The sequence below is a fragment of the Micromonospora qiuiae genome (assembly GCF_016863555.1).
Taxonomy (GTDB): Bacteria; Actinomycetota; Actinomycetes; order Mycobacteriales; family Micromonosporaceae; genus Micromonospora; species Micromonospora qiuiae.
On the sequence record NZ_BOPC01000134.1, the window covers coordinates 1 to 9,094 of the forward strand.

At 71.9% G+C, this 9,094-nt stretch carries 9 protein-coding genes; 5 read left to right on the plus strand and 4 right to left on the minus strand.

The features are described from left to right. Nucleotides 1-310: 310 nt before the first annotated feature. Complete coding sequence (locus tag Vqi01_RS29365) at nt 311-1,159, plus strand: 1,4-dihydroxy-6-naphtoate synthase (RefSeq protein ID WP_204038391.1); 849 nt, start codon at nt 311-313, stop codon at nt 1,157-1,159. Here Vqi01_RS29365 and Vqi01_RS29370 read toward each other — a convergent pair. Together Vqi01_RS29370 and Vqi01_RS29375 are read right to left on the minus strand one after the other, a co-directional pair. Then, the gene (locus Vqi01_RS29370; RefSeq protein ID WP_204038392.1) at nt 1,120-1,506 is read right to left on the minus strand and encodes a cold-shock protein; all 387 of its coding nucleotides are present in this window, start codon (nt 1,504-1,506) and stop codon (nt 1,120-1,122) included. The genes Vqi01_RS29365 and Vqi01_RS29370 overlap by 40 nt on opposite strands. A 29-nt stretch (nt 1,507-1,535) precedes the next feature. Next, nucleotides 1,536-2,159 carry an HAD family hydrolase gene (locus tag Vqi01_RS29375; protein ID WP_204038393.1) on the minus strand — a complete coding sequence of 208 codons (624 nt, stop codon included), beginning with the start codon at nt 2,157-2,159 and terminating at the stop codon, nt 1,536-1,538. A gap of 87 nt (nt 2,160-2,246) precedes the next feature. Between Vqi01_RS29375 and Vqi01_RS29380 the strand changes: the two genes are divergently transcribed. After that, nucleotides 2,247-4,715, plus strand: a complete 2,469-nt coding sequence (locus tag Vqi01_RS29380) for a helicase-associated domain-containing protein (RefSeq protein ID WP_204038394.1) — start codon at nt 2,247-2,249, stop codon at nt 4,713-4,715. Nucleotides 4,716-4,752: 37 nt separating this feature from the next. Here Vqi01_RS29380 and Vqi01_RS29385 read toward each other — a convergent pair whose 3' ends face one another. Continuing rightward, nucleotides 4,753-4,983, minus strand: a complete 231-nt coding sequence (locus tag Vqi01_RS29385) for a hypothetical protein (protein WP_204038395.1) — start codon at nt 4,981-4,983, stop codon at nt 4,753-4,755. A gap of 447 nt (nt 4,984-5,430) precedes the next feature. On the opposite strand from Vqi01_RS29385, the gene Vqi01_RS29390 reads away from it, so the two are divergent. Continuing rightward, nucleotides 5,431-7,110, plus strand: coding sequence for a DNA repair helicase XPB (locus tag Vqi01_RS29390; protein ID WP_204038396.1), 1,680 nt, complete (start codon nt 5,431-5,433; stop codon nt 7,108-7,110). A 119-nt stretch (nt 7,111-7,229) separates the two neighbouring features. On the opposite strand, the gene Vqi01_RS29395 is transcribed toward Vqi01_RS29390, so the two are convergent. Next, a complete protein-coding gene (locus tag Vqi01_RS29395; protein WP_239098755.1) occupies nt 7,230-7,418 on the minus strand; it encodes a hypothetical protein in 189 nt (62 codons plus the stop codon). A 105-nt stretch (nt 7,419-7,523) separates the two neighbouring features. Between Vqi01_RS29395 and Vqi01_RS29400 the strand changes: the two genes are divergently transcribed. Then, a complete protein-coding gene (locus Vqi01_RS29400; protein ID WP_204038397.1) occupies nt 7,524-7,967 on the plus strand; it encodes a type II toxin-antitoxin system HicB family antitoxin in 444 nt (147 codons plus the stop codon). Nucleotides 7,968-8,060: 93 nt separating this feature from the next. Beyond that, the gene (locus tag Vqi01_RS29405; protein ID WP_239098756.1) at nt 8,061-8,906 is read left to right on the plus strand and encodes a S1 family peptidase; all 846 of its coding nucleotides are present in this window, start codon (nt 8,061-8,063) and stop codon (nt 8,904-8,906) included. Nucleotides 8,907-9,094 lie beyond the last annotated feature (188 nt).

The following is a 9,094-nucleotide window of genomic DNA, read 5'->3' on the forward strand; positions in this document are numbered from 1 at the left end:
GGCGGCGGGGGCGGCGGCGGGGCGGCGGCGGGGGCGGCGGGGCGGCGGTGAGGGCGACGGGGCGGCGGTGAGGGCGACGGGGCGGCGGGGCGGCGGGAGCGGGGGCGGGGCGGCGGCGGGGCGGTGGGAGCGGGGGCGGGGCGGCGTGGAGGTGGTGGTGCGGCGCCGAGCCCGATCAGCCTGGGGGGCCGAACACCTAACGCACGGGGGCGGGGCTCCTCGATCGGGTTGGGCCGCAGCGGGATGTGCTCTGGCTGACGACGACAATGCCGCGGCGAGCGGTCACCGGGGGCGGGGTTACGGTGGGGGTGTGGCGCTCTCGCTGGCGATCTCGCCCTGCCCCAACGACACGTTCGTCTTCCACGCTCTCGTGCACGGGCAGGTGCCCGGCGCGCCGCCGGTCGAGGTGACCTACGCCGACGTCGACGTCACCAACACCGCCGCCGAGCGCGGCGCGTACGACCTGGTGAAGGTGAGTTACGCGGCGCTGCCCTGGCTGCTGGACGGCTACCACCTGCTGCCCTGCGGGGGTGCGTTGGGGCGCGGGTGCGGGCCGCTGGTGCTGACCCGGACCGACCGCGCCGGCGGGCCCGAGCGCAGCGACCTGCGCGGTGCGACCGTGGCGGTGCCCGGCGATCGGACCACCGCGTACCTGCTCTTCCGGCTCTGGGCGGCCGGCCGCACGCCAGAGCGTATCGAGGTGGTGCCGTTCCACGAGATCATGCCCGGCGTCGCCGCCGGGCGGTACGACGCCGGGCTGGTGATCCACGAGGCGCGGTTCACCTATCCGCGGCACGGCCTGACCGCCCTGGTCGACCTGGGTGAGTGGTGGGAGCGCGACACCGGCCTGCCGATCCCGCTCGGCGCCATCCTGGCCCGGCACGGCACGGTCGACCCGGAGCAGGCCGCCGGGTGGATCCGGGACTCCGTCCAGCGGGCCTGGGCCGACCCGACGGCCAGCCGGGAATACGTGCTGGCGCACGCCCAGGAGATGGAGCCCGACGTGGTGGACCGGCACATCGGCCTCTACGTCAACGAATACACCGCCGACCTGGGAGAATCGGGGTTCGCCGCCGTCGAGGCGTTGCTCGGCCGGGCCACCGACGCCGGGCTCGTGCCTCAGACCTCCAGCTCGCGGGCGACCGCGTGGACCAGCTGAGCGATCTTCTGGGCGGCCTTGCGATCCGGGAAACGACCCCGGCGCAGGTCGGGCTGGACCTTCGCCTCCAGCACCTTGATCATGTCTTCCACCAGGCCGTGCAGTTCCTCGGCGGGCCGGCGGCGCAGTTCCGCCACGGACGGCGGGGCCTCCAGCAGCTTCACTCCCATCGCCTGCGCACCACGCCGGCTGTCCACCACGCTGAACTCGACCCGCTGACCACCCTTGAGGTCGGTGACACCCGCCGGTAGCGCGGCCTTCGGCAGGAACACGTCGCCACCCTCGTCACTGGTGACGAACCCATATCCCTTGGTCGCGTCGTACCACTTCACTCGACCCGTAGGCACCTGAGAACCTCTGCTTCGTGTTGAACCGTCTACTGCCTCAAGGCTAGCCGGATCATGCGGTCGATCGCCGCCGGGAATCCGGTCAGATCCGCCAGCAGCTCAGCCGCCCCGGCGGACCGCAGCTCGTCGGCCGAGCACGGCCCGGTCGCCACCGCGATCCCGGGCACGCCGGCCGCCCGCGCAGCCGCCATGTCCGCCACGTGATCGCCGACATAGTGGGTTGCGCCGTGGACGCGTAACGCGGTCGCCTTCTCCTCGGCGAACAGATCTCCGGCCAGCTCGTCCACCACCAGCCCCAGATGGTCGAGATGCAGCCGGGCCAGCCGGCCGTGCTTCGCCGTTACCACCAGCACCCGGCCGCCATGTTCCCGGACGGCGTCGATGGCCGCCCGAGCGCCGGGCATCGGCACGGACGGGGTGATCGCGTACGCCGGGTAGAGCTCGCGGTAGATCCGGACCGCTTCCTCGACCCGCTCGGGCGGGAACCAGCGGGCGATCTCGGTACGCAACGGTGGGCCGAGCCGGGACACTGCCGCCTCGGCGTCGACGGGTACGCCCGTCCGCTCGGTCAGTGCCCGGAAGGCCGCGGCGATGCCGGGACGCGAATCGACCAGGGTCATGTCGAGGTCGAACCCGACGGTCAGTGCAGACATCCTGGAACGCTACCTGGCCGACCGACCGCCCCAGCCCGGTCGTCCGATGGGCGGGAGCAGGCCGGTGCGGGCTAGCGTGGAACGACGATGAGCACCTCACTCGCCGACCACCTGCGGTCGCTGCCCGACGAGTCACTCGCCGCCCTGCTCCAGCAGCGGCCCGACCTCGTCGTACCGGTACCCGCCGACATCGCCGCGCTCGCGATCCGGGCCCAGTCCCGGGTCTCGGTGTCGCGTGCCCTGGACGAGCTGGACCGGTTCACCCTCCAGATCATGGACGCCGCCCGGCTGACCCGTGATCCGGCCGACGGCACCACCTCGGTCGACGGGGTCCTGGCAATGGCCACCGCCGGCCAGCACCCGCCCGCACCGGCCGCCGTCCGAGCCGCCGTCGACCGGCTGCGCGCACGCCTCCTGCTGTACGGCCCCGACCACCGGTTGCAGCTCGTCGGTGGCATCGACGAGATCTCCCCGTACCCGGCCGGACTCGGCCGACCGGCGGCCGAGCTGGACCCGCGCACGGCAGCGCTCTGCGCGGACCCGGCGAAACTGCGGCGGACCCTGATGGCCGCGCCCCCGTCGGCGCGGGCGATCCTGGACCGGCTCGCGGCCGGGCCCCCGGTCGGCAGCGTGCCGCCCGGCGCGTTGCAGGCCCCGGCCGCCGGTGCCGATGACGAGCTGCCCCCGGACGAAACCAACGGCGGGGCGGCGACCGGCTCACCGGTGCGCTGGCTGGTCGACCACCGGCTGCTCGTGCGGGTCGCCGGCGGCAAAGGCGGCACCACGGGCATGGTCGAGCTGCCCCGGGAGATCGGGCTGCTGCTGCGCCGCGACACCGGGCCGCTGGGCCCGCTGAGCACCAGCCCGCCGCCGGTGGCCGCCACCGGCCGGGAGCCGAAAGCCGTCGACTCCGCCGGGGCCGGGCAGACCATGGAGGTGGTACGCCACACCGAGGCGCTGCTGGAACAGCTGGCCGCCGAACCGGCGCCGGTGCTGCGCTCGGGCGGCCTCGGCGTACGTGATCTGCGGCGGCTGGCACGCGCCACCGGGCTGGACGAGTCGACGGCGGCGCTGCTGCTGGAGGTGGCGTACGCGGCCGGGCTCACCGGCGAGGTGGAGCTGCCCGGCTCCGCCGCCCGGTACGGCGTCGACCAGCAGGTGCTGCCCGCCGCCGGCTACGAGCTGTGGCGGGCGGGTTCGCTGGCCCAGCGCTGGGAGCAGCTGGCCCGCGCCTGGCTGACCATGACCCGGCAGGCCGGGCTGGTCGGCCAGCGCGACGACCGGGATCGGCCGATCACGGTGCTCTCCGCCGAGGCGGAGCGAGCCGGCGCGCCGGCCACCCGACGGGCGGTGCTCGGCGTGCTCGCCGAACTGGAGCCGGCGACCGCACCCACCGCCGAGGAGCTGCAGGCGCTGCTCGAGTGGCGGGCGCCCCGGCGCAGCCGGGGCCGGGAGACGGCCCATCGGGAGGTGCTCGCCGAGGCGGCCACGCTGGGCGTGACCGGACTGGGGGCGCTCACCTCGTACGGGCGGCTGCTGCTGGCCGAGGCGACCGCGACCGAGGACCGCGACAGCGACGACCCGCTCGGGCTGCGTTCCGACGCCGAGGACGCCGGCACGGCGCTCCGGGCGTTGGACGCGCTGCTGCCCGCCCCGGTGGATCACTTCCTGGTGCAGGCCGACCTGACCGTGGTGGTACCCGGGCCGCCGGAGCCGGCGCTCGCCGCCGAGTTGGACCTGGTCGCCGAACCCGAATCGGCCGGTGGGGCGAGCGTGCACCGGGTGACTTCGGGCAGTGTGCGCCGGGCGTTGGACATCGGCTACTCCGCCGACGACCTGCACGCACTTTTCCGGCGCCGGTCGCGTACGCCGGTGCCGCAGGGATTGGCCTACCTGATCGACGACGTGGCGCGCAAACACGGCGGGCTGCGGGCCGGCTCCGCCGGGGCGTATCTGCGCAGCGACGACGAGGCGCTGCTGGCCGAGGTGCTGGCCGACCGGCGGGTGGCGGAGTTGGCGTTGCGGCGGCTCGCGCCGACGGTGCTGGTCACTTCCTACCAGGCCGGCCGGATGCTCAGCGTGCTGCGGGAGGCCGGTTACGCGCCGGTGGCCGAGGACTCCACCGGTTCGGCGATGCTCACCCGCCCGAGAGCCCGGCGGGCGCCGGCCCGGGTGTCGGTGGCCACCCGGTCGGGCGATCCGTTGGCGACTCCGCGCCTGCCGCTGCCGCGCCTGCTCGGCGTGGTCGAGCAGATCCGCCGAGGCGACGCGGCAGCACGGGCGGCACGTCGGGCGCCGGCGGTGGTACGCGGCGCGACGCCGACCGGGCCGGTGCCCGCGCACAGTCACAGCGATGCCCTGGCCGTGCTCCAGCAGGCGGTACGCGACAAGGCGCTGGTCTGGGTCGGATATGTCGACGCGCACGGGGCGACCGCGTCCCGGCTGGTCCGGCCCGTCTCACTCGGTGCGGGCTACCTGCGCGCCGAGGACGAGCGGACGGAAATGTTGCACACCTTCGCGCTGCACCGGATCACTGCGGCGGTGCTGGAGAAGTGAGCCCGGTCAGCGGCGGTGCTGGAGAAAATGAGCCCGGTCAGCGCAGGTTGCGCCGCACCGACCCGATGATCGCCACGAGCAGCAGCAGCGCGAAACCGATACCCGCCACCTCGCCCACCGAGTCGACGAAGCCCTTCTGCACCACCAGCCAGATGAAGAGGAACCAACCGGCCAGCAAAAACCCGAACACCGTGTACCCGATCACCGTCGCGGTGGAGACGGGTTCAGCCTGCTCGTGCTCGGGGACAACGTCCTGGTCGACGGTCATCTGCCCTCCCCGTACCGTCCGGCTCTGCCGTCAAGGGTGTCATCCCGCACGGCGGCCGGCCAGCACCAGCGTGTAGCGATCTCACGCGGCCCATACCCGTGGCGGGGCGACGGCGAAACCTCGCCGATCGGGCCCGGGCGCGCCGCTCGCCCCCGTTGGCTGATCCGCGGTGACGGGAGCGGCCCCCGCGCCTGGCCCGTCTGACCGCGGTCGAACGTGCACGCACCGGTCCCGACCGGCGGGACGATCGCGAGGGCGGCCCAACCTCACGGAGCACCGCCCCCCGCGCTCGCCCCCTCCTCCTAGACGCACCGAGGCACCCGTTCGGTTGCGCTCGCGCGCGTGTTCTTGCCACCGGCCGCAGCGTGCAACACTGGATGGTCGCCCTGAGGCAGGTCAGACGCCTGCCGTGGGGGCGGATCATCCGTACGGAGGAGGAGACTCGGCGTGAGCGGTGGACCCCTGATCGTGCAGTCGGACAAGACCCTGCTGCTGGAGATCGACCACCCGGACGCCCAGGCGTGCCGGATGGCCATCGCGCCCTTCGCCGAGCTGGAGCGCTCCCCCGAGCACGTGCACACGTACCGGCTGACCCCGCTCGGGCTCTGGAACGCCCGCGCCGCCGGCCACGACGCCGAGGGCGTGGTCGACGCGCTGATCAAGTATTCGCGCTATCCGGTGCCGCACGCCCTGCTCGTCGACGTGGCCGAGACCATGGACCGGTACGGCCGGTTGCAGCTCGTCAACGACCCGGCACACGGCCTGGTGCTGCGGGCCCTGGACCGGGTGGTGCTGGTCGAGGTGGCCAAGAGCAAGAAGCTGGCCGGGATGCTCGGCGCGAAGCTGGACGACGACACCATCGCGGTGCACCCGTCCGAGCGGGGGCGGCTCAAGCAGGCCCTGCTCAAGCTGGGCTGGCCGGCGGAGGACCTGGCTGGGTACGTCGACGGCGAGGCGCACCCGATCGAGCTGGCCGAGGCCGGCAAGGACGGCGGGAAGCCGTGGACGCTGCGGTCGTACCAGCGGGAGGCCGTGGATTCGTTCTGGGCCGGCGGGTCCGGGGTGGTGGTGCTGCCCTGCGGCGCCGGCAAGACCCTGGTGGGCGCGGCGGCGATGGCCGAGGCGAAGGCGACCACGCTGATCCTGGTCACCAACACGGTCGCCGGCCGGCAGTGGAAGCGCGAGCTGATCGCCCGCACCTCGCTGACCGAGGAGGAGATCGGGGAATACTCCGGCGAGCGCAAGGAGATCCGCCCGGTCACCATCGCCACGTACCAGGTGCTCACCTCCCGGAAGAAGGGCGTCTTCACCCACCTGGACCTGTTTAACGCCCGCGACTGGGGCCTGGTCGTCTACGACGAGGTGCATCTGCTGCCCGCGCCGATCTTCCGCTTCACCGCGGACCTCCAGGCCCGCCGCCGGCTGGGCCTGACCGCCACCCTGGTTCGGGAGGACGGCCGGGAGGGCGACGTGTTCAGCCTGATCGGCCCGAAGCGGTACGACGCACCCTGGAAGGACATCGAGGCGCAGGGCTGGATCGCCCCGGCCGAGTGCATCGAGGTACGCGTCACCCTGACCGACGCCGAGCGGATGTCGTACGCCACCGCGGAGACCGAGGAGCGCTACCGGATGGCGGCCACCGCCCGCACCAAGCTGCCGGTGGTGAAGGCCCTGGTGGACCGGCACCCGGACGAGCAGACCCTGGTCATCGGCGCGTACATCGACCAGCTGCACCAGTTGGGGGAATATCTGGACGCGCCGATCGTGCAGGGCTCCACCACGAATCGCGAGCGCGAGCGGCTGTTCGACGCGTTCCGCTCCGGCTCGCTTCGGACACTGGTCATCTCGAAGGTGGGCAACTTCTCCATCGACCTGCCCGAGGCGGCGGTGGCGATCCAGGTCTCCGGCACGTTCGGCTCCCGCCAGGAGGAGGCACAGCGGCTCGGCCGGGTGCTACGCCCCAAGGCCGACGGCCGGCAGGCCCACTTCTACACGGTCGTCTCCCGCGACACCATCGACACCGAGTACGCCGCCCACCGCCAACGCTTCCTCGCCGAGCAGGGCTACGCGTACACCATCGTCGACGCCGACGACGTCCTCGGCCCCACCCTCCCCTCCTTCGACTGACCCGCGCGCCTGCGGCGGCGTTGATCGGCTCCGTTACGGCGGCATGGCGGCATCCGGGTCGCCTGGACACCGCCACAACGCCGAAACGGAGCCGCGCAGCCTCGATTTGCCGGAGTTGATCAGGCAGCGAACGGCTGCGGCACCTGCTCGCCCTGCTCCCGCATGTCTTCGGTCACTTCACACAGCAGGTCCTGGAGCCCTTGCAGCGCCTCGATCTGGGTGGGAGCCAGCCAGGAGAGCGAGGGGAATTCGGCGCAGGTGGCGACCAACTCGCGATCCTCGGCGGACCAGGTGACGGCGCACACCATCTACAAATTTGCCTGGCTTGGCATCGTTATTCCTCGAAGCAGGGATACCAACCGACTACGGACGCAAATCCTGCTCGGTCTGGCCTTCCATGAAGGGGATAGTTGATGAAGTACGCCGCCAGATGCGTACGCTCGGGCTCTTGGTGGGCGATCAGTGTGGCAGAGATCAAGGGCGTGTTCTCTCAAGCTCGCCGTCTCGACCAGGTCGAAGAGATGGCACGTGAAGCCATCGCCCTCATGCTCGACATCGACCCGAACAGCTTCGATGTCGACGTGCAGCCCGAACTGCCGCAAGAGGTGACCCGCGCCCACAAGGCCCGCAGCGCTCTACGCAAAGCTGAGGAGTCCGCCGAAAAAGCGACGGTGAGCGCGGCCCGTGCGCTGCTCGCCAAGGGCTACATGGTCCGTGACGCGGGTGGGCTTCTTGGCATCTTCCCGCAGCGCGTATCGCAGCTAGCGCCGAGGAAGCCTGCCACCGGCCGCGCCGGGAAGATCAGCAAGAGCGGGAGCGCCCAACTCAAGCAGGAGCGAGGGACCGCCGCCGCTTGATGCGGCCCTCACGGCGCAACTTCCTGTCGGTCCAAAGTACGGCGTCATTCGATGGTTGTGCGAAGAGCAACTATGCAGGCAGGATGCCTCGGCATGAGACATCTCCGCCGCACCGTGGCCATTGCCGTGATGACTACCGTCGCCCTGCTGGCCAGCGCGATGCCCGCCGCCGCCGTCACCGGCGGCGAGCCGGATGGCGACCGGAACCCGAATGTCGGGCTGATCATGTTCTACGACTCCGTCGGCCGGTACCGCTGCTCGGCAACGCTCGTCTCGCCGACCGTCCTGCTGACCGCTGCCCACTGCACCCAGGGCACCCTGGGCAGCACTCTGGTCACCTTCGACTCCTTCATCGCCGAGGCGGCGCCGGCCCCGTTCCCGGTGGCAACGGACCCGAGCGTCGGCTACACCCCTGCGGAGCTCAAGGCGGCCGGCTACCTCTCCGGCACAGCGATCACCCACCCCGAGTACTCGGACTTCACGGACCTTGACAACTGGAATGACGTGGGCGTCATCGTGCTCGACGAAGCCGTGACGAACATCCAGCCGGCGACGGTGGCGCCGAGGAACTACCTCGACCAGTTCCGCCAGCCGAAGCTGAACTCGACGATCTTCGAGGTGGTGGGCTACGGCACCGAGGTGCGCAAGCCGGAGGACGGCCCGCAGAAGCCGCAGCCGATGAGCTACCCGCTGCTCCGTCGCTACACCACCTCCCCCGGTCAGAAGCTCACGCCGCAGGTGTTGCAGATGAACGGCAACCCGAACGACAACCGCGGTGGTGGAGGCACCTGCTTCGGTGACTCGGGCGGCCCCACCTTCCTCAACGGTTACCTCGTGGCCGTCACCAGCTACGGCTACACAGACAACTGCCGCTACCTCGGCGGCTACCAGCGCGTCGACATCCCGGTCGTACAGGACTGGTTCGCCACCGTGGGCTGATCCGTCCGGCCGGCCCTGCGCCGGTTTGAGACAACGGACTCGGCGGGCGTCCCTGTGGGGGCGCCCGCCGAATTGGCGAGTCCGGCAATTGGGCGGTGACGACGAGGCGAGTCCTGCCCGTACAGCGACCGATCAATCAGCTTGAGGCGCTCTCATCCAGCACCGTCACGCAGGATGCCGCAACTCGC

What these genes read in the sequence shown, in the direction of transcription:
- Vqi01_RS29385 (WP_204038395.1), bottom strand. Translation starts at nt 4,983, where the DNA reads ATGACCGTCGACCAGGACGTTGTCCCCGAGCACGAGCAGGCTGAACCC.
- Vqi01_RS29380 (WP_204038394.1), top strand. Translation starts at nt 2,247, where the DNA reads ATGAGCACCTCACTCGCCGACCACCTGCGGTCGCTGCCCGACGAGTCA.
- Vqi01_RS29375 (WP_204038393.1), bottom strand. Translation starts at nt 2,159, where the DNA reads ATGTCTGCACTGACCGTCGGGTTCGACCTCGACATGACCCTGGTCGAT.
- Vqi01_RS29405 (WP_239098756.1), top strand. Translation starts at nt 8,061, where the DNA reads ATGAGACATCTCCGCCGCACCGTGGCCATTGCCGTGATGACTACCGTC.
- Vqi01_RS29395 (WP_239098755.1), bottom strand. Translation starts at nt 7,418, where the DNA reads ATGGTGTGCGCCGTCACCTGGTCCGCCGAGGATCGCGAGTTGGTCGCC.
- Vqi01_RS29400 (WP_204038397.1), top strand. Translation starts at nt 7,524, where the DNA reads ATGAAGTACGCCGCCAGATGCGTACGCTCGGGCTCTTGGTGGGCGATC.